Annotated in this window: 17 protein-coding genes; 3 read left to right on the top strand and 14 right to left on the bottom strand. The window is 66.7% G+C overall.

All coding sequences use genetic code 11. From position 1 onward, the window contains the following. Positions 1–37: 37 nt before the first annotated feature. From C9J49_RS08330 to C9J49_RS08300, 7 genes are all read right to left on the bottom strand, one after another. On the bottom strand, positions 38–1,363 hold the full coding sequence (locus C9J49_RS08330) for an enolase C-terminal domain-like protein (RefSeq protein ID WP_046078938.1): 1,326 nt from the start codon (positions 1,361–1,363) through the stop codon (positions 38–40). Between the two features lie 43 nt (positions 1,364–1,406). Beyond that, positions 1,407–2,975: a galactarate dehydratase gene (garD, locus tag C9J49_RS08325; protein WP_046080340.1), complete on the bottom strand. Its 1,569-nt coding sequence runs from the start codon at positions 2,973–2,975 to the stop codon at positions 1,407–1,409. Between the two features lie 26 nt (positions 2,976–3,001). Continuing rightward, positions 3,002–4,513 carry a tripartite tricarboxylate transporter permease gene (locus C9J49_RS08320; protein WP_046078937.1) on the bottom strand — a complete coding sequence of 504 codons (1,512 nt, stop codon included), beginning with the start codon at positions 4,511–4,513 and terminating at the stop codon, positions 3,002–3,004. Between the two features lie 13 nt (positions 4,514–4,526). Further along, complete coding sequence (locus C9J49_RS08315) at positions 4,527–4,970, bottom strand: tripartite tricarboxylate transporter TctB family protein (RefSeq protein WP_035593085.1); 444 nt, start codon at positions 4,968–4,970, stop codon at positions 4,527–4,529. A gap of 101 nt (positions 4,971–5,071) precedes the next feature. Continuing rightward, positions 5,072–6,124, bottom strand: a complete 1,053-nt coding sequence (locus tag C9J49_RS08310; RefSeq protein WP_046078936.1) for an ABC transporter substrate-binding protein — start codon at positions 6,122–6,124, stop codon at positions 5,072–5,074. A gap of 54 nt (positions 6,125–6,178) precedes the next feature. Beyond that, positions 6,179–7,096 (bottom strand): 5-dehydro-4-deoxyglucarate dehydratase, encoded by a 918-nt coding sequence (gene kdgD, locus C9J49_RS08305; protein ID WP_035593089.1) that lies wholly within the window; start codon positions 7,094–7,096, stop codon positions 6,179–6,181. A gap of 276 nt (positions 7,097–7,372) precedes the next feature. After that, positions 7,373–8,335 carry a D-glycerate dehydrogenase gene (locus tag C9J49_RS08300; RefSeq protein WP_046078932.1) on the bottom strand — a complete coding sequence of 321 codons (963 nt, stop codon included), beginning with the start codon at positions 8,333–8,335 and terminating at the stop codon, positions 7,373–7,375. Positions 8,336–8,723: 388 nt separating this feature from the next. Here C9J49_RS08300 and C9J49_RS08295 point away from each other — a divergent pair, with 388 nt between their 5' ends. After that, positions 8,724–9,683, top strand: coding sequence for an AEC family transporter (locus C9J49_RS08295; RefSeq protein WP_046078931.1), 960 nt, complete (start codon positions 8,724–8,726; stop codon positions 9,681–9,683). A 74-nt stretch (positions 9,684–9,757) separates the two neighbouring features. Here C9J49_RS08295 and C9J49_RS08290 read toward each other — a convergent pair whose 3' ends face one another. The 5 genes from C9J49_RS08290 to C9J49_RS08270 all read right to left on the bottom strand — a co-directional run bounded on the left by C9J49_RS08290 (position 9,758) and on the right by C9J49_RS08270 (position 14,811). After that, positions 9,758–10,078 (bottom strand): antibiotic biosynthesis monooxygenase, encoded by a 321-nt coding sequence (locus C9J49_RS08290; protein ID WP_046078930.1) that lies wholly within the window; start codon positions 10,076–10,078, stop codon positions 9,758–9,760. 20 nt (positions 10,079–10,098) lie between these two features. Next, positions 10,099–10,581 carry a phosphohistidine phosphatase SixA gene (sixA, locus tag C9J49_RS08285; RefSeq protein WP_046078929.1) on the bottom strand — a complete coding sequence of 161 codons (483 nt, stop codon included), beginning with the start codon at positions 10,579–10,581 and terminating at the stop codon, positions 10,099–10,101. Then, positions 10,574–11,674: an NAD(P)H-dependent glycerol-3-phosphate dehydrogenase gene (locus tag C9J49_RS08280; RefSeq protein WP_046078928.1), complete on the bottom strand. Its 1,101-nt coding sequence runs from the start codon at positions 11,672–11,674 to the stop codon at positions 10,574–10,576. Before C9J49_RS08280 ends, sixA begins: the two co-directional genes overlap by 8 nt. A gap of 106 nt (positions 11,675–11,780) precedes the next feature. After that, positions 11,781–13,223 carry an NAD(P)(+) transhydrogenase (Re/Si-specific) subunit beta gene (locus C9J49_RS08275; protein WP_046078927.1) on the bottom strand — a complete coding sequence of 481 codons (1,443 nt, stop codon included), beginning with the start codon at positions 13,221–13,223 and terminating at the stop codon, positions 11,781–11,783. Between the two features lie 16 nt (positions 13,224–13,239). Further along, positions 13,240–14,811: a Re/Si-specific NAD(P)(+) transhydrogenase subunit alpha gene (locus C9J49_RS08270; RefSeq protein WP_046078926.1), complete on the bottom strand. Its 1,572-nt coding sequence runs from the start codon at positions 14,809–14,811 to the stop codon at positions 13,240–13,242. 208 nt (positions 14,812–15,019) lie between these two features. Here C9J49_RS08270 and C9J49_RS17155 point away from each other — a divergent pair, with 208 nt between their 5' ends. Next, positions 15,020–15,166, top strand: a complete 147-nt coding sequence (locus C9J49_RS17155; RefSeq protein ID WP_161796804.1) for a hypothetical protein — start codon at positions 15,020–15,022, stop codon at positions 15,164–15,166. Here C9J49_RS17155 and htpG read toward each other — a convergent pair whose 3' ends face one another. After that, on the bottom strand, positions 15,167–17,071 hold the full coding sequence (gene htpG / locus C9J49_RS08265) for a molecular chaperone HtpG (RefSeq protein ID WP_107181569.1): 1,905 nt from the start codon (positions 17,069–17,071) through the stop codon (positions 15,167–15,169). It lies immediately after the preceding gene. 87 nt (positions 17,072–17,158) lie between these two features. After that, entirely contained in the window at positions 17,159–17,476 is a 318-nt protein-coding gene (locus tag C9J49_RS08260; RefSeq protein ID WP_046078924.1) for a YkvA family protein, read from the bottom strand. A 152-nt stretch (positions 17,477–17,628) separates the two neighbouring features. Here C9J49_RS08260 and C9J49_RS08255 point away from each other — a divergent pair, with 152 nt between their 5' ends. Then, the gene (locus C9J49_RS08255; RefSeq protein ID WP_107181568.1) at positions 17,629–19,611 is read left to right on the top strand and encodes a transglycosylase SLT domain-containing protein; all 1,983 of its coding nucleotides are present in this window, start codon (positions 17,629–17,631) and stop codon (positions 19,609–19,611) included. Positions 19,612–19,613: the final 2 nt, after the last annotated feature.

The raw sequence follows: 19,613 nt of genomic DNA, 5'->3' as shown, positions 1-19,613 counted from the left end.
GAGCCGCTTGCCGCCGGCTCTCGTCGACGCTCGCGCCTCAGCGCACCAGGGCCGGACGCTTGGGATCGAATTCCCAGCCCTTGATCAGGTACTGCATCGCCATGGCGTCGTTGCGCTGGGTGACGTCGAGGCGCTTGTACTTCTCGTGGGCTTCCATGAGCTTGTCGTCGTCCAGCTCGATGCCGAGGCCCGGTGCCTTCGGCACGCTCAGCTTGCCGTCGCGGATCTGGAGCGGATCCTTGGTGATACGCTGGCCGTCCTGCCAGATCCAGTGGGTGTCGATGGCGGTGATCTCGCCCGGGCAGGCAGCGGCCACGTGGGTCATCATCGCCAGGGAGATGTCGAAGTGGTTGTTGCTGTGCGAGCCCCAGGTCATGCCCCACTCGTTGCACAGCTCACCCACGGCCACGGCGCCCTGCATGGTCCAGAAGTGGCAGTCGGCCAGCGGGATGTCGACCGAGTTGAGCTGCACGGCCAGCTGCAGCTGCTTGTAGTCGGTGGCGATCATGTTGGTGGCGGTGGGCAGCCCGGTGCGCTTCTTGAACTCCGCCATGGTCTCGCGGCCGGAGAAGCCGCCTTCCTGGCCGCAGGGATCCTCGGCGTAGCTGAGCAGGTGCTTGATCGGCTCCAGCACGCGCACCGCCTCGTCCAGCTTCCAGGCCCCGTTGGGGTCCAGGGTCAGGCGCGCCTCGGGGAAGGCCTCGTGCAGCGCACGGATGCAGTCGGCTTCTTCCTCGCCGCGCAGCACGCCGCCCTTGAGCTTGAAGTCCCTGAAGCCGTAGCGGTCGTAGGCGGCCTTGGCCAGGTTGGCGATGGCATCCGGCGTCATGGCCTCGCGATAGCGGACCTCGTCCCAGGCATCGACCGGGTCGGTCACGCGCGGGTACGGCAGGTCGGTCTTGTCCGGGTCGCCGAGCAGGAACAGGTAGCCCAGGGCCTCGACCTCGTCGCGCTGGCGACCGTACTGGCCCAGCAGGTCGGCGACCGGCATGCCCAGCGCCTGGCCGAAGAGATCGAACAGCGCCGACTCGATGGCGGTGATGACGTGTACGGCCACGCGCAGGTCGAAGGTCTGGCGACCGCGCTCCTCGGGGCCGCCTTGAGCCAGCAGGTCACGGCAGCGGCTGAGCACCTGCTTGACCTCGTTGACGCGCGCGCCTTCGACCAGGCCGCGGCACTTGTCCAGGCCCTTCTGGATGCCCTCGCTGGTGGGAATCTCGCCCACGCCGCGGTTGCCGGACTCGTCCTCCAGCACCAGCACGCAGCGGATGAACCAGGGCGCATGGCCGCCGCTCAGGTTGAGCAGGAAACCGTCTTCGCCGGCGACCGGCACGATGTTCATCTTGGTGATCTTGGGAAACATGGCATTGCCTCTTCTTGTAACGGTCGAAATAACCATCAGACGGTCAGGTCACCGGCGCGGGATTGAACAGCACCAGGTCGTTGTAAAGGCCCAGCCGGTCGGCGGCGACCCGGCGGCGGCCGCTGGCCACGTCGAGGATCAGGTGGAACAGCTCCCAGCCCATCTCCTCGATGGTGGCGTCGCCGGTGGCGATGCGCCCGGCGTCGAGATCGATCAGGTCGTGCCAGCGCTGTCCCAGGGTGGAATTGCTGGCGACCTTGATGACGGGCGTCATCGGCAGGTTGTAGGGCGTGCCGCGGCCGGTGGTGAAGACCTGCAGGTTCATGCCCGCGGCGGCCTGCAGGGTGCCGCAGATGAAGTCGCTGGCCGGGGTCGCGGCGAAGGTCAGGCCGCGCCTGCGCACCCGTTCGCCAGGACCGATGACGTCGACGATCGACGAGTCGCCGGACTTGATCACCGACCCCAGGGCCTTCTCGACGATGTTGGAGAGCCCGCCCTTCTTGTTGCCCGGCGAGGTGTTGGCACTGCGATCCGCCTGGCCCTGGGACAGGTAGTCGTCGTACCAGGCCATCTGGTCGATCAGCGCCTGACCGACCTCGGGATCCACGGCCCTCGGCGTGAGCAGATGGATGGCGTCGCGGACCTCAGTGACCTCGGAGAACATCACGCTGCCCCCGGCGCGCACGATCAGGTCGGTGGCGAAGCCCACTGCGGGGTTGGCGGTCAGCCCGGAGAAGGCATCGCTGCCGCCGCACTGCATGCCGACCACCAGCTCGGAGGCCGGGCAGGTCTCGCGGCGGCGACGATCGAGGCGCTCGAGATGACGTTCGGCCATCGCCATGATGCCCTCGATCATCTCGCCGAAACCCTCGAAGGACTCGTCCTGCAGGCTGAGGACGTTGGCCTCCGGGTCGGCCGCCGCGGTGTTCTCATAGAGCTTTACCGGGCGATCATCGACCAGGGTCGAGGGCTGCAGCTTCTCGCAGCCGAGCCCGATGACCATCACCTCGTTGCCGAAGTTCGGGTTCCGGGCCAGGTTCTTGAGGGTGCGGATCGGCACCACCGCGGCCGGCGCGTTGATCGCCACGCCGCAGCCGTAGCTGTGGTTGAGCCCCACCACGTCGTCGACGTTGGGGAAGCGCGGCAGCAGCTCGCGCTTGATGCGCTGGACCACGTGATCGACGGTGCCGGCCACGCACTGCACGCTGGTGGTGATGCCGAGCACGTTCTTGGTGCCGACGCTGCCGTCGGCATTGCGGAAGCCCTCGAAGGTATAGCCCTCGAGCGGCGGCGTCTCGGGCGCAGGGCGCGTCGCGAGCGGCAGGTCTTCCAGGGCCGGCGGCGTGGGCATGTGCAGGTTGGTCTCGTTGACGTGACCGCCCTGGGGAATCCCTACGGCGGCGGTACCGATGACCTCGCCGTAGCGGATCACGGCGTCGCCCTCCGACAGCGCCACCAGCGCGACCTTGTGGCCCTGTGGCACCGGCTGGCAGAGCACGATACCGCCCTCGATGCGATCCCCGTCCGCCAGCCCGCCCTGGCGGACGACGACCGCCACGTTGTCACCGGGATGGACACGAATCACGCGGGGAGCGTTCGTCGATGATGTCATGCGGCCGTCCGACGTCTGCGTGGCACTCATTGGGGGCTCTCCATGCGGCGGTGGGCGCGACTCTTCAGGCTCATGATCACCGAGAAGGCCACGGAGGCGGCGATCAATCCCCACAGCACCACGGCGATCGGGCTCTTGGTGAAGAAGATGCCGTAGCTACCGGCCGATTCCAGGCTCTTAACGAAGTAGATCTCCGCCTGGCCACCGAGGATGAAGCCGATGATCAGCGGGGCGACCTCGAGGCCGACCTTCTGGATCAGGTAGCCCAGCACGCCGAAGATCAGCAGGGTCCAGACGTCGAACATGATGCCGTAGTTGATCGCATAGGCACCGACCACGCACATCATCACGATGATCGGGTAGAGGATGTACTTGGGCACCAGCACCACCTTGGCGATGTGCTTGATGGCATAGAACATCAGGAAGAACATCACGATGTTGGCGAACACCAGGGCGGTCATCATCACGTACCAGGTGTCGGCGTTCTCCGGGATGAACAGCGGCCCGACCTGGATGCCCTGGAGCGTGAAGGCGCCGATCAACACCGCCGTGGTGGAATCTCCCGGAATGCCCAGCGACAGCAGGGGGATCAGCGCACCGCCGGTCAGGGCGTTGTTGGCCGACTCGGAAGCGATCAGCCCCTGGGGAGCGCCCTTGCCCATCTCGTCGGAGTCGCGCGAGAGGTTCTTCTCCTGGGTGTAGGCCAGCACCGAGGCGGCGCTGCCGCCGACGCCCGGCAGCATGCCGACGAAGGTCCCGATGAAGGAGGAACGCACCAGGTTGGTCAGCCGGCCCCTGAAGATGCCGAAGGAGAAACCGCCGCCCTTGCCGAACTTGACGTGCTTGCCGCCCAGGCCGCCCTTGATGCCCTCCTCCGCCTCGAGAAGGATGGTGGCGATGCCGAAGATGCCGATCAGCACCGGCAGCAGGGAGAAGCCCTCGAAGAGGTAGGGCTCGAGGAAGTCGAACATCAGACGGGTATGGCCGTTGCCGCCGTCGGAAATGCTGTAGGTACCGATCAGGCTCAGCCAGATGCCCAGCACGCCGCTGAAGATGCCCACCAGCATGTTGCGCGACATGGAGGCGATGACGGTCAGCGCCAGCAGGATGATCAGGAACTTCTCGACGTAGGAGAACTTGATCGAGAACTCGGCCAGCAGCGGCGCGAACAGGAACAGCACGGCGGCGCTGATGAGTCCGCCGACCAGCGAGGCCACCACGCAGACCCGCAGGGCGCGTTCGCCCTCACCCTTCTGGGCCATGGGGAAGCCGTCGAAGGTGGTGGTGATGGACGACGGCGTGCCGGGAATGTTGAGCAGCACGGCCGGCACCATGCCGCCGGAGATGCCGCCCACATAGAGGCCCAGCAGCAGCGCCAGGCCGTGGTTGAGCCCGAGCGCGTAGGTAAGCGGCAGACACACCGCCACGGCCATGGTCGCGGTCATCCCGGGGATGGCACCGAAGACGATGCCGACCAGGGCCCCCAGGGCCGCCAGCAGGAAGAAGGTGATATCGAGTAGCGACAGGATATCGAGCATGGGAAGGACTCCGCTACGGCAGGGTGATCTGGAACAGCTTGGCGAGGATGAACCACGCCAGCGTCGGTGCCACGAGCGCGTTGATGCCGGCCGTGAGGACCTTGCGCCGGGTCCTGGTGTGCATGTACATCAGCGACATCAGGAAGAGAAAAGGCATCGACACGAACAAAAAGCCGTAGCCCGTATAGGGGAAGACGTTGCCGACCACCGCCATCAGATAGAAATAGGCGGAGATCAGCGCCAGGGTGCCGAAGAAGCGGAACTTGTCCATGGACTCGCCGAGGATCGGCAGCGTCCTGTCACCTCGCCTGACGGCGGCGAGGAAAGGCACGACGTTGAGCACCAGGACCAGGGCGAAGAGGATGCCCATCACCCAGTGAATGATATGGGGGAAGAACAGATGGGAGGTCTCGAAGTCGATCGAGACACTCAGCAGGGATGACAGTCCTGATTCCATGGCGGCTCCGGTGAAGGCTCTCGTCAGGCGGCCTTTCGATCGTTATGGGAATGAAGCAGCAGCCGCGAGCGCCGGCGGGCTTCCCCGCCGGCGACCCTGCCTTACTGGATGTTGGTGATGATGTCCTCGTAGACGGACATCTTGGTCTCCAGATACTGGGCGGCTTCGTCGGACGGCTTGAAGTTGGGAATGAAGAAGGAGTTCTTCTGGGTCTCCTGGATCTCACCTTCGGCATAGATCTCGGCGAGCGCCTGGTCGATCTGGTCGACGATGGCCTGATCCATGTCCTTGTTGTAAAGGAAGAAGAATTCCTTATCGAAGGTGAAGTTGTTGCCGTTGCCCATCGGCACGGACACATTGGGCTCGACGTACTGCAGCAGCTGCTCGCGAGTGGTCTGGCCGAGACCGTCTTCCGGCGCCTGTTCGATGGTGCCCTGACGCGCGGTCAGCCACAGGAAGCGCATGGCCTTCTGGTCGTCTTCCGGCAGGCGCGTGTACTGCTCGTTGGCCTGCACGGTGCCATTGATCATGTCGGCCTGGTCATCGAAGAGCTGCTGGTTCTTGTCGGCCTGAGAGCCGGTGTTGACGGCCACCAGGTTGTCTTCCATGCCCGGATGCTCGATGGCGATGGCATTCTTCAGGGCGCTGAAGCCGATTTCCGAGACGCCGCCGGGCTGGATGGCGACACGCACTTCCTCACCGTTACCGACCGCCGCGATCACGTCGTCCAGGGTCTCGTAGGGCGAGTCCTTGGGCACCAGGTAGGCATTGCCCGGGTTGATGGCGACGGTCGGCCCGATGGTGTACTTCTCGAAGATGTCGTCGTACCCCTGAACGCCGTACAGGTTTCCGAGGTAGGACTGATCGTGGAAGATCATCAGGGTGTTGCCGCGCGCATCGCGATCCAGAAAGCGGAAAGCCGAGCTCGCACCGACGGCATCCACCTTCATGTTGATGTCGAGGTGCTCGGCCAGGGCATCGGCGACGATGCTGGAGTTCTGGTAAGTATCACCGCCCGTGGAGGTCGAGCCGATCACCACGCGCACATTGCCGCGCAGCGGACCGTCGGCGGCCATGGCGGCGGCACTGCCGAACGCCATGCCGGCCATCAGGACGGAGGTTCCGAGTGTCTTGCAGATGCTGGGCATGCTCATGTTTCACCTCTTCGCTGTCATTGTTGAGAGTGGGTGAAGTTCGGGCTCTTGCTCTTAGTAGCCCTTGGCGGTCTCGACCAGCGTAGCCAGTCGTTCCCGTTCCTCGGCATTCGGCATCTCGAGCGGCGCGCGAACGCTGCCGGCGGGACGCCCAATGATCTCGGCACCGGCCTTGATCAGGCTGACCGCATAGCCGGACTTCTGGTCGCGCAGATCGACGAAAGGCAGGAAGAAGTCGCGGGAAATGCGCCGCACGGTGTCGCTGTCGCCGGCCCGCAGCGCCTTGTAGAAGGTCACCGCCATGTCGGGCACGAAGTTGAACACCGCGCTGGAGTAAGTGTTCACGCCCACGGCCAGGTAGGCCTCGGCCATGATCTCGGCGGTGGGCACGCCACCCACGTAGGCCAGCCGGTCGCCCACGGTGCGGATGATCCGGTTGAGGGCCTGCATGTCGCCCTTGCCATCCTTCAAGCCGATCAGGTTGGGGCAGGCATCGGCCAGGCGCTTCACCGCGTCCGGCTTCATGATGCCGTTGGCACGGTTGTAGTAGATGACGCTGATGGAGGTCGAGTCACAGATCTGGCGCGCGTACTCCACCAGACCGTCCTGGGGGCACTCGGTCAGGTACGGCGGCATCAGCAGGATGCCGTCGGCGCCCTCTTCCTCGGCGATCTTCGCGAAGGCGCTGCCGGTGGCCACGCTCAGACCGGCGCTGGCGATGACCGGGAGCTTGCCGTCGACGACCTTCACCGCCAGACGCACGATCTCGCGGAACTCGTCCTGGGACAGGTTGAAGAACTCCCCGGTGCCGCCGGCGACGAACACCGCCGAGATCTCGTGGCTGATGAACCACTCCAGACGCTGCCGATAGCTCTCGGCATCGAAACGCCCTTCGGCGTCGAAATCGGTGATCGGGAAGGACAGCAGTCCATCGCTGATCGCTTGTTTGACATCTTCGCGGGTAAAGGTCACCAGATCGTCCTCTTGTCAGCCTCGGGATAACACGAGGAGGCGGGTTCCTCATGTCATACATCATACAAAGTGAGAAATTAGTCACCCTGCGCCGGCCTGGCAATAAGCCCAAAGTCGTGTATAGACTAAAGTCGCATCACCTGCAGCATCGCACCAGCGCCCCTCGAGCCGCCTGATGCCGACCCTCACGCCGGGAAAGGCTCCCCTAAGAAAAACGGGCAGACCGAAGATCGGTCTGCCCGGCAGTAGAAAAAACAGCGCCACGCATCGTCTTGCTCAAACGGCGGTGATCGCTCCCTCGCCGGCCAGCACCCGCTTGACGTTGTCCACCGCCAGATCGCACATGGCATTACGCGTCTGGAAGGTCGAGGAACCGATGTGAGGCAGGCACACGGCATTGTCGAGCGTCATCAGGGGCGACGCCGTGGACAGCGGCTCCCGCTCGTACACGTCCAGTCCCGCACAGTGGAGGGTACCGTCCTGCAGGCAGGCGACGAGCTCATCCTCGCGCACCACCTTGCCGCGGGAGATGTTGACGAAGACGGCATGCGGCCGGGTCAGCGCGAAGTGCTCGCGTCCGATCAGCCCTTCGGTCTCTGCCGACAGGGGGACGGTCACGCAGATGAAGTCGGACTCGCGGAACAGGGTCTCGAGATCGACACGACGGGCCTCGAGCGCGTCTTCCACCTCCGGCTTGGCCGAGCGGTTGGTATAGTTCACCGACATGCCGAAGCCGTCGTGGCCGCGCCGTGCCACCGCCTGCCCGATGCGTCCCAGGCCCACGATGCCCAGGGTCTTGCCGTGGACGTCGACGCCGAAGTCCTCGCGCGAGAGCGAGGCCGTCCATTCATGACCGCGAACCTTGCGCAGCATCTCGCCGGCGCGACGCGCCGCCATCATCAGCAGCAGGAAACCGGTATCGGCCGTGGATTCGGTCAGCACGTCCGGCGTGTTGGTCAGCACGATGCCACGCTCGCGCATGGCCTCGATCGGGTAGCTGTCGACACCGACCGAAACGCTGGCCACCACCCTGAGGCGGGGCGCCTTGTCCAGCAGTGCCTCGGTGAACGCCACGTTCGACCCCAGATAGGCATCGGCCTGGGCCATGGCCTCCTCGAAGGCGGCGCGGTCCTGATCGTCGACCAGCCTCGTGAAATGCGTCAGATTGAACGCGTCGGAGAGGGCCTCGACGAGCGCCGGATACAGCTCGTGCACGACCACCAGGTTTTGCGTTTTCATCACTGCGGGCTCCACCACATTGTCGATCGACGGAACGCTTGGCGCATCCGGGCACCTCATCCAGGCACGGCCAGGAAGGCCGCCGGGGTGGCAGGCTGACGGTCGCCGATGCCTCCTTGCGTCCGGCTCATGGCGACACGAGGCACAGGGCTCATGTCATACATCACACAAAATAGAAAACTATCGAGCCTCCTAATGGTAGGGCAAGTCAGTCGGCATGAGTCGAGACTAAAGTGCAAGCGCCCTGCCGGCGCCGTTTCGGGCAATGAGACTTGAACGTGCGTCATGAGACATGCATTCAATAGCGGGAAATTATTAGCCAACACATCGATTTGGCGACACCATATACGACTTTAGTTTAACAACCGCCGCCACCCCCGGACGCCTCATGCCCCTGATCGATATCTTCCTCTCGACGCTGAACATCACCCTGCCAGTCTTCGCCATGGTCTTCATCGGCATCGGGCTGAAGCGTCTTCGCTGGATCGATCAGGCCTTCGTCGACACGGCATCGAAGCTGGTCTTTCGGGGCACCCTGCCGACCCTGCTGTTTTTCGGCCTGGCCGGGACCGATCTGGAGGCGACGCTCGACCCCTGGATGCTGGCGTTCTTCACCCTGGCCACCCTGCTGAGCTTCGCCGCGGCCTGGGGCTGGGCCCTGCTGCGGGTGCGGCGCCCGCTGCGCGGAGTCTATGTTCAGGGCGCGTTCCGCGGCAACTGCGGCATCGTGGGGCTGGCCCTGGCCGCCGGCATGTACGGCGATGCCGGCATCTCGCTGGCGGGGCTGCTGCTCGGCGTGGTGATTCTCAGCTACAACGTGCTCTCGGTCATCGTGCTGGCCACCTACCAGCCCCGCGAAACGGGAGGACGAGGCGTCGACTGGGCCCATATCGTGCGCCACATCGTGACCAACCCGCTGATCCTGGCCGTGCTTGCCGCCACGCCCTTCGCCATCTTCGAGGTGCCGCTGCCCGACTGGCTGACCACCACCGGCGACTACTTCGCCTCGTTGACCCTGCCCCTGGCCCTCATCTGCATCGGCGCCACCCTCTCCACCCGCGCCCTCAGGAAGGGCTATCGCACCACCGTCAGCGCCAGCCTGGCCAAGATGGTGGCCGTGCCCGCCGTGGCGACGCTGCTGGCGGTGGCGGCGGGCTTCACCGGGCCGGCACTGGGCGTGATGTTCCTGTTCTTCGCCAGTCCCACGGCGGCGGCGGCCTTCGTGATGGCCAAGGCCATGGGCAACGACGAGACCCTGACCGCCAACATCATCGCCATGACCACGCTGATGGCCAGCGTGACCGTGACCCTAGGCGTCTTCGTGCTGAGGCTGGCCGGACTGATCTAGCCGAGGCGGCCGCCCGAGACGACGACGGCGCCCCTGGGGCGCCGTCGTGATGCTGGCATGGCAGGCATCGCGGATCAGCGATAGCCGCCGGCCACGGTGCCTTCGACCACCGCGAACTGCTCGATGCCGCCGCCCTCGGCGGTGGCCTCCGCCGGCAGCGGATTGGCGTGGGCGCGCTTGAAGTCGTCGCTGCCGACCCAGGCACGGAAGGCCTCCTGGCTTTCCCACTCGGTCTCCACCACGTAGGGGGCCTGGTTGCCCTGAGGGCGCAGCACGCGCATGGCGACGAATCCCGGCTGCTTGTCGATCTCCCCGGCGCGGGCCCGGAAGCGCGCCTCGAACGCGTCCTCGAAGCCCGGATTCACATGGATGCGGTTGTTGACGATATAGCTCATGGTTTCAGCCCTTCCTTCACTCAAGCGATGTCGGCGGGTGACGTGAAACGGGCCAGTCGCGCGCAGCCGGCGGCCCGCACCTCGGCGTCGAGCTCTGCGACGGCGGCGGTGGGAAAGCCGAGACCGCGATCGCCGCGCCCCTCGACCAGCAGCCCCGTGAGCGCGCCGACCAGCGGCATATGGCTGACCAGCAGCAGCGGGCGGTCGTCGTCCTGCTCGAGCAGCCAGTCGACCACGGCCTGGGGCGGATCGTCCGGGGTGATGCAGGGCAGCGTCTCCGCCGGCACGCCGAGAGCCTCGCCCACGCGCTCCGCGGTCTGCTGGGCGCGGCGATAGGGGCTCGCCACCAGCCGCAGGCGCGCGAGGTCGAGATCCGTTCGCCCCGCCAACCAGGCGCCCATGCCCGCGGCCTCTTCCTGGCCGCGGACGGTCAGCTCGCGGGCCGCATCGGGGCTGCCCGGCCCCGCTTCGCCATGGCGCATGATCAACAACGGTTCAGCCATGCGGGCCTCCGGTGTCGCGATGGTCCTGCTGGACGTTCTCGCGCGAGAGCACGAACTCCACGTCGCTGCTCTGTTCGCCACGCATCAGCAGACGCGCCATCTCACGCGCGGGCACGCCCTCGAACAGCACCTGATAGAGCCCCTCGGCGATCGGCATGTAGACGCCCTCCTCGCGGGACTTGTCGCGCACCAGGCGCACGGTATTGACGCCTTCGGCGACCTGGCCCAGTGCCTCGACGGCCTCGTCGAGGGTGCGCCCCTCGCCCAGCGCGAAGCCGACCCGGTAGTTGCGCGAACGGCTCGACGAGCAGGTGACGATCAGGTCTCCGACCCCGGCCAGGCCGAGGAAGGTCATGGGATTGGCGCCCTGGGACACGGCGAAGCGGCTCATCTCGGCCAGCGCCCGGGTCATCAGCATGCTGCGGGTGTTCTCGCCCATGCCCAGCGCCGCGGCCATTCCGGCGGCGATGGCATAGACGTTCTTGAGCGCCCCGCCCAGCTCGACGCCGTAGCGGTCGTTGCTGGCATAGACGCGGAAATAGTCACAGCCCAGCGCCGTCTGCACCCGGGTGCGGGTCAGCGGGTCGTCGCTGGCAATCACCGTGGCGGTGAGCTGGCGCTCGGCGACCTCGGTGGCCAGGTTGGGGCCGGAGAGCACGCCGATGTGCGCGAAGCCGGTCTCCTCCTCGAGCAGCTGGCTCATCAGCTTGAAGCCGTCTTCCTGGATGCCCTTGGTGGTGCTGACCAGTATCTGGGACGGCGTCAGCCAGGGCAGCGCCTGACGCACCACCTGACGGAAGGCCTGGGACGGAATCGCCACCAGCACCAGGCCGGCGCCGGGCAGCACGTCCTCGAAGGCGCTCGAGGCCTTCACGGCGGGATTGATGGCATAGTCGGGCAGGTAGCGGCCGTTGCGATGCTCGCGGTTGATCTGCTCGACCAGCGCGGGGTCGCGCAGCCACTGGCGCACCTCGAAGCCGTTGTCGGCGGCGATGCTGGCGAGCGCGGTGCCGAAGCTGCCGCCCCCGAGCACCGCCACCCGCTGACTGCGATCATCGCTGCTGCGATCAGGATTGCTGCGATCGTCGGACATGGTCGCCCCGGGAGTGGAAATGGTCCGGCGATTGTAACGAAAAACGCCCCCAGTGGGGGCGTCCTGACGGCTGGTGTCGGGCCGCCGGAGCGGCCCGCAGGGCGGATCAATCGATCAGCGGCACCAGGGTGTCGATGCTCGAACGGGCATCGCCGTAGAGCATCCGGGTGTTCTCCTTGAAGAACAGCGGGTTCTCGATGCCGGAGTAGCCGGTGCCCTGGCCACGCTTGCAGACGAACACGTTCTTGGCTTCCCAGACCTTCAGCACCGGCATGCCGGCGATCGGGCTGTTGGGGTCTTCCTGGGCGGCCGGATTGACGATGTCGTTGGAGCCGATGACGATCACCACGTCGGTGCTGGCAAAATCGTCGTTGATCTCGTCCATCTCGAGCACGATGTCGTAGGGCACCTTGGCCTCGGCCAGCAGCACGTTCATGTGCCCCGGCAGGCGGCCGGCGACCGGGTGGATGCCGAAACGCACTTCCTTGCCGGCACTGCGCAGCTTGCGGGTCAGCTCGCTGACCGCGTTCTGCGCCTGGGCCACCGCCATGCCGTAGCCCGGCACGATGACCACGCTGTCGGCATCGTTCAACGCGCTGGCCACACCGGCGGTGTCGATCGCGACCTGCTCGCCCTCGATCTCCGCCGCCGGCCCCTGGCTGCCGCCGAAGCCGCCCAGGATCACGTTGACGAAGTTGCGATTCATCGCCTTGCACATGATGTAGGAGAGGATCGCACCGGAGGAGCCCACCAGGGCACCGGTGACGATCAGCAGGTCATTGGACAGCGTGAAGCCGATGGCCGCCGCGGCCCAGCCGGAGTAGCTGTTCAGCATCGACACCACCACCGGCATGTCGGCGCCGCCGATGCCCATGATCAGATGCCAGCCGATGAAGAACGCCAGCAGGGCCAGCAGCAGCAGGGTCCAGACGCCCGCCCCGTTGAGGTAGAGCACCGCCAGCCCCACGGAGGCGGCCGCGGCGGCGGCGTTCAGCAGGTGGCCGCCGGGCAGCTGCTTCGGCTTGCCGTCGACCTTGCCGGCCAGCTTGCCGAAGGCGATCACCGAGCCGGTGAAGGTCACCGCGCCGATGAACACGCCGAGCACCACCTCGATCTGCAGGAAGGTGAGCTCCGCCGGGGTCTTCTTCGCCACCAGGGCGGCGAAGGCCGAGAAGCCCTCGGTGCCTTCCCCGGCCAGCTGGCTGGCCAGTACGCGGCGGCGCTCCAGGTCGGCGTTGAGGCCGACGAACACCGCGGCCAGGCCGACGAAGCTGTGCAGGGCCGCCACCAGCTGCGGCATCTCGGTCATCTCGACCTTCTTCGCCAGGTAGGCACCGATGACGGCGCCGATGGCCATCATCGGCAGCATCCACCAGTAGCCGCCGATGCCCGGCCCGAGGCCGGTGAAGAAGACGGCCACGCCCATACCGATGATGCCGTACCAGACGGCGCGCTTGGCCTTCTCCTGGTTGCTCAAGCCCCCCAGCGAGAGGATGAACAGTACGCTTGCCGCGATCGAGGCGGCGGATACGAATCCTTGACTCAACATCTCTTGATCTCCGGCCTCAGGACTTCTGGAACATGGCGAGCATCCGGCGCGTGACCTGGAAGCCCCCCACGATGTTGATGGTGGCGATCAGCACCGAGATGCCGGCGAGCAGGCTCACCAGGGCACTGCCGGAGCCGATCTGCAGCACCGCGCCGAGCACGATGATGCCGGAGATGGCGTTGGTCACGGCCATCAGCGGGGTGTGCAGCGAGTGGCTGACGCCCCAGATCACCTGGAAGCCCACGAAGCAGGCCAGGGCGAAGACAATGAAGTGCGACATGAACGACGCCGGGGCCACCTGGCCGAGCAGCAGCATCAGCGCGCCGCCCACGCCCAGCAGCGTCGCCTGACGCTTGGTCTGGGAGACGAAGGCGGCGTGTTCGGCGGCCTTCTTCTCCTCCGGCGTCGGCTCGGGCTCCTTCGGCTTCGGCTTGGCCGCGGCGATCGCCTGCACCTTGGGCGGCGGCGGCGGGAAGGTGATGTCGCCCTCGAAGGCCACCGTGGACCCACGGATGACGTCGTCATCCATGTCATGGTGGATGACGCCATCCTTCTCCGGCGTCAGGTCGGTCAGCATGTGGCGGATGTTGGTGGCGTAGAGCAGCGAGGCCTGGGTCGCCATGCGCGACGGGAAGTCGGTGTACCCGACCACGATCACGCCGTTGTCGGTGACGATGCGCTCGTCGGGCACGGTCAGGTCGCAGTTGCCGCCCTTCTCGGCGGCCAGGTCGACGATCACCGAGCCCGGCTTCATGGCCTTGACCATGTCCTCGAGCCAAAGCTTGGGCGCCGGGCGGCCGGGGATCAGCGCGGTGGTGATGACGATGTCGACGTCCGGGGCCTGCTCGCGGAACAGCGCCAGCTGCTTCTCGCGGAACTCGGGGCTGGAGGGCGCCGCATAGCCGCCGCTGCCCGAGCCGTCCTGGCTGTCCTCGAAGTCGAGGAACAGGAACTCGGCACCCATGGACTCGATCTGCTCGGCCACCTCGGGGCGCACGTCGAAGGCGCGCACCACGGCGCCCAGGCTGGTCGCGGTACCGATGGCGGCGAGGCCCGCGACGCCGGCGCCGACGATCAGCACCTTGGCCGGCGGCACCTTGCCCGCGGCGGTCACCTGACCGGTGAAGAAGCGCCCGAACTGGTTGCCCGCCTCGATCACCGCGCGATAGCCGGCGATGTTGGCCGTGGAGGACAGGGCGTCCATCTTCTGAGCCCGCGAGATGCGCGGCACCATGTCCATGGCGATGACGTTGGCGCCGGTGTCGCGGCAGCGCTCGAGCAGCGGCTCGTTCTGGGCGGGCCAGAAGAACGAGATCAGGGTCTTGCCCTTGCCCAGGTAGCCGACCTCATCCTCGACGGGCTCGCGGACCTTGACCACCACCTCGGCGGCGTTCCACAGCGCCTCGGCCCCGTCGACGACGGTGACGCCGACCGAACGGTAGGCGTCGTCATCGAAACCGGCGGCCGCACCGGCGCCGGCTTCGATCAGGCATTCGTGTCCCAGCTTCTGGATCTGTTGCGCGCTTTCCGGGGTCAGCGCAACACGCGCCTCCCCGGAGGCATGCTCCTTGGGTGCACCAATCTTCACGTTGGATCTCCCGTTTTGGCGTTATTGAAACTTTCGAAACACCGCAGTCTTGCCTAGGCATGCGGGAATCTCAACCCGCATGACGGCCATGACAGCGTCGCTGTCGGAAACGATATGTCCTTGAAAATCCGTCGATCCAATTGACGTGGACGTCAAGGTCAAGCGACGAGGCGCGAGGCCACGGCGCCTGTCATCGAGCGCTCCGGTCATGTCCGTGGTGGACGGCATCGGGGAAGACTGGAAGGAAAAAAGAGAGGAAAAGGAAAAAAAGCACGAAACGAAACGCGCCGATCACCTTGCGGAGATCGGCGCGTCCGGCATGCCGCCCTTCAGGGCGACGACAATGGCACCGTGATCAGGCGCCGAGCAGCGCGTTCAGGCGCTTGACGTAGGCCGCCGGGTCGTCGAGATGGCCGCCCTCGGCGATGATCGCCTGGTCGAGCAGGATCCGCGACAGATCGGCGAAGCCATCCCCCTCGGCGCTCTCGAGGCGCGCCACCAGGGCGTGCTCGGGGTTGAGCTCGAGGATCGGCTTGACCTCCGGCAGCGGCTGGCCGGCGGCTTCCATGATGCGGCGCATCTGGTAGCCCATCTCGTGCTCCGGCAGCACCACGCAGGCCGGAGAATCGGTCAGGCGATGGGTCACCTTGACCTCCTGGACCTCATCACCGAGCGCTTCCTTGACGCGCTTGACCAGCTCTTCCTTGGCCTTGGCGGTCTCTTCCTGGGCCTTCTTCTCGTCCTCGTCCTCGACCTCGCCGAGGTCCAGGTCGCCCTTGGCCACGTCGACGAACGGCTTGCCCTCGAACTCGGTGAGGTGGCTCATCAGCCACTCATCGATGCGGTCGTGGAGCAGCAGGACCTCGATGCCCTTCTTGCGGAAGATCTCCAGGTGCGGGCTGTTCTTGGTCGCGTTGAAGCCGTCGGCGACGATGTAGTAGATCTTCTCCTGACCTTCCTTCATGCGCCCGATGTAGTCGGCCAGCGACTGGTCCTGGGTGGCGCTGTCGGTGTGGGTGCTGGAGAAGCGCAGCAGGCCGGCGATCTTCTCGCGGTTGGCGTGATCCTCCGCCGGGCCTTCCTTGAGCACGCTGCCGAAGGTGTTCCAGAAGGTCTGGTAGGCCTCGGGGTCCTTGGCCAGCTTCTTGAGCATGTCGAGGGAACGCTTGGTCAGCGCGCTCTTGATCTTCTCGACCTGCGGGTCCTGCTGCAGCAGCTCGCGGGACACGTTCAACGACAGGTCGCGGGTGTCCAGCACGCCCTTGATGAAGCGCAGGTAGAGCGGCAGGAACTGCTCGGCGTCGTCCATGATGAAGACGCGCTGAACGTAGAGCTTCACGCCGCGGGCGCCGTCACGCTCGTAGAGATCGAACGGGGCGCGGCCCGGCACGTAGAGCAGGCTGGTGTACTCGAGCTTGCCCTCGACCTTGTTGTGGCTCCAGGTCAACGGATCGCTGAAGTCGTGGGCCACGTGCTTGTAGAAGGCCTTGTACTCGTCGTCGGTAAGTTCGCTCTTGGGGCGCACCCACAGCGCGGTGGCCTCGTTCACGGTCTCCCAGCTGACGGTCTCGCTGCCCTCGATCTCGTTGCCGTCCTCGTCGCGGGCGGTCTCGGTCTTGGGCATGCGCACCGGCACTTCGATGTGGTCGGAGTACTTGCGCACCAGGTTCTGCAAGCGGAAGTCGTCGGCGAACTCGCCGGCGTCTTCCTTGAGGTGCAGCACGATCTCGGTGCCATGGGCCTGGCGCTCGATGTCGGCGACGCTGAACTCACCCTCGCCGCGGGAGTGCCACTCGACGCCCTCGCCCTGGTCGGTGCCCGCCTTGCGGGTACGCACGGTGACCTTGTCGGCGACGATGAAGCCGGAATAGAAGCCGACGCCGAACTGGCCGATCAGGCGGGCGTCCTTCTGCTGCTCGCCGGAGAGCTGCTTGAGGAACTCGGCGGTGCCGCTGCGGGCGATGGTGCCGAGGTTCTCGATCACTTCGTCACGATTCATGCCGATGCCGTTGTCGCGCACGGTCACGGTGCCGGCCTCGGCGTCATGCTCGATCTCGATGCGCAGCTCGCTGTCGCCCTCGTAGAGAGCGTCGTTGTCCAGCGCGGCGTAGCGCAGCTTGTCGCAGGCGTCGGCGGCGTTGGAGATCAGCTCGCGCAGGAAGATTTCCCTGTTGGAATACAGGGAGTGAATCATCAGGTGCAGCAGTTGCTTGACCTCGGTCTGGAAGCCGAGGGTCTCTTCACGAGTAGCAGTGGTCATCTCTTGCGGACCCTTTGTCGACGGTTCGGCGGTGGCGAGGCCACCCGTTGCTTGGATACCGTCGATATGGGGACCGGCGAAGGTTTTTCAACCGTCGTTCTCGCGCCAGGCGCGATAGCCCTCCAGTGCACGGTCGACCCGGGTCAGCAGCCAGCCGACGATCATCGCATCATCGACCAGCCCCACCACCAGCAGCACGTCCGGAATCAGGTCCAGCGGCGAGATCAGATAGACCAGGGCGACCAGCATCCACAGCAGCGCCGACCAGGGCACCGGTCGATAGCGTCCGCGCACCACGTCGGCCAGCATCGGCGGGAACCAGCGCAGGGCGCGGCGCATGCGCAGGAAGACGCCGGCGCGGCGCTTGATGCGCGTGAGCGGCGGGGAACCATCGGGGCGGGCCATGAGCGCTCTCCTTGCCGAGTGTCGGATTCACCGCTACAGAATGAGGAGAGTGTCGGCGGAATGCCAGCCGTCGGCCCCGAGCGACACTACTCAAGCGCCGCGCCATGGGCGACCATGGGAGCCCGCTCCACGCACCCTCGAGAGGCGACACGATGCCCAACACCCCGTTCCGCATCCCCTGGAAGCCCCTGCTGACCGCCGCCCTGCTGTGCCTGCCGGCCACCGGCCAGGCCCAGCCCGGCGACGGCGCCATGCGCGATGCCCTCCAGGCCGCGCGGGCCAAGGACTGGTCCGCCATCGACCGGGCCGCCATCGCCGATCACGCGCTGGCCGGCTACGTCGACTATCACCGCCTCAAGGCGCGGCTGCCCGGCACCTCGCCGAACGAGGTCAACGCCTTCATCGACGCCAACGCCGATTCCCCGCTGGCCAGCTGGATGCGCGGTCAGGCCATTTCGGCCTACGGCGAGGCCGGCCGCTACCGGGACCTGCTGGCGGTGGCCGATGGCGAGCCCCGCGGCACCGCGCGCCAGTGCCACTACTATGCCGCCTTGCTCGGCAGCGATCCGGCCACCGCCGCCGAGGGCGGCCGCGAGCTGTGGCGGGCCGGCCACTCGCAGCCGGATGCCTGCGACCCGCTGTTCAACACCCTGCGCGCCCGCGGCGAGATCGGCCCGGAGCAGGTCTGGGAGCGTCTCACCCTGGCCTGGCAGGCCGGCGAGACCGGCATGGTCGGCTACCTCGGCCGCCAGCTCGGCGACGACTGGGCCGGCGCCCGGGCCGCCCTGGAACGCCTCGACGACGATCTATCGGCGATCACCCGGGTGCCGAGCTGCATCGGACCGGACTGTCGCGGTAGCGGGGCGCTGTTCGCCGCGGCCATGCACGACTACACCCGCGCCGACACCCAGGCGGCGCTGGCGGCCTGGCGCCGGCTGTCGCCACAGCTGGCCATCGACGAGGCCCATCGTCACGAGATCGAGCATGATCTGGCCTTCTATTCGCTGGTGCGCGACGTCTCGCCCAACCGCGACTGGGTCGACGGCGTGCTGCCGCGCCTCGACGACACCGACCTCACCGTGCTGCGCATCCGCGTCGCCCTGGCCGACCGCGACTGGGCCGACGTGCTGGCCTGGGCCGATCGTCTGCCCGCCGAAGAGGCCAGCGATGCCCGCTGGCAGTACTGGCAGGCCCGCGCCCTGGAACAGCTCGGCGACGACGCCGGCGCGAATGCGGCCTACGCCCGTGCCGCCGAGCAGCGCAGCTTCTACGGCTTCGCCGCCGCCGATCATCTCGGCCAGCCCTACGCCCTGAACCGGGCCGACACCTCGGTCGACGAGGCCCGCCGCCGGGACATCGCCGCCATGCCGGCGGTCCAGCGCACCGAGGCGCTGCTGCGCATCGGCGAGCCGGGCCTGGCCAGCAGCGAGTGGTATGCCGCCGCGGCCCGTGTCTCCTCCGACCGGGCCATGGCGATGGCCGACTACGCGGCGCGCCGCGACTGGCCCGCCCGGCTGGTCCAGACCACCATCGCCGCCCGGCTGTGGGACGCCCTGGAATGGCGCTTCCCCGAGGCCTATCGCGATGACTTCCTGCACTGGGGCCGGCGCCACGACGTCGACCCCTATCTGCTGATGGGCATCGCCCGGCGCGAGAGCGCCTACAATCCGGAGGCCCTGTCGCCGGTCGGCGCCCGCGGCCTGATGCAGCTGATGCCGGGCACCGCCAGCCAGGTCAGCCGCCAGCTCGGCATGGCAGATCCGGGCCGCTATGGCGTCCTCGAGCCCTCGGTCAACATCCGCCTCGGCAGCGCCTACATCGGCGAGATGATGGACCGCTATCGCGGCAACCGTCTGGCCGCCACCGCCGCCTACAACGCCGGCCCCGGCCGCGTCGACCGCTGGCTGCGCGACGCCCCGCAGCAGTTCGACCTGTTCGTCGAGTCGATCCCCTTCCGCGAGACGCGCCGCTACGTGCAGGCGGTGATGGCCTACCGGGTGATCTTCGAGAGCCTGGCCAATGGCGGCGACACTCGCGGCGTGGCGATGCTGACGCCGGCGGAGCGCCAGGGCGACTACGACCGCTCGCTGCTGGCACGCCGCTGCCCTTCGTGCCCTGCCCCAGCCGTAGAGTAGAA

It is taken from the genome of Halomonas sp. SL1, assembly GCF_003030865.2.
Taxonomy (GTDB): Bacteria; Pseudomonadota; Gammaproteobacteria; order Pseudomonadales; family Halomonadaceae; genus Halomonas; species Halomonas halophila.
This window is presented reverse-complemented; position numbering and strand designations above follow the sequence as displayed.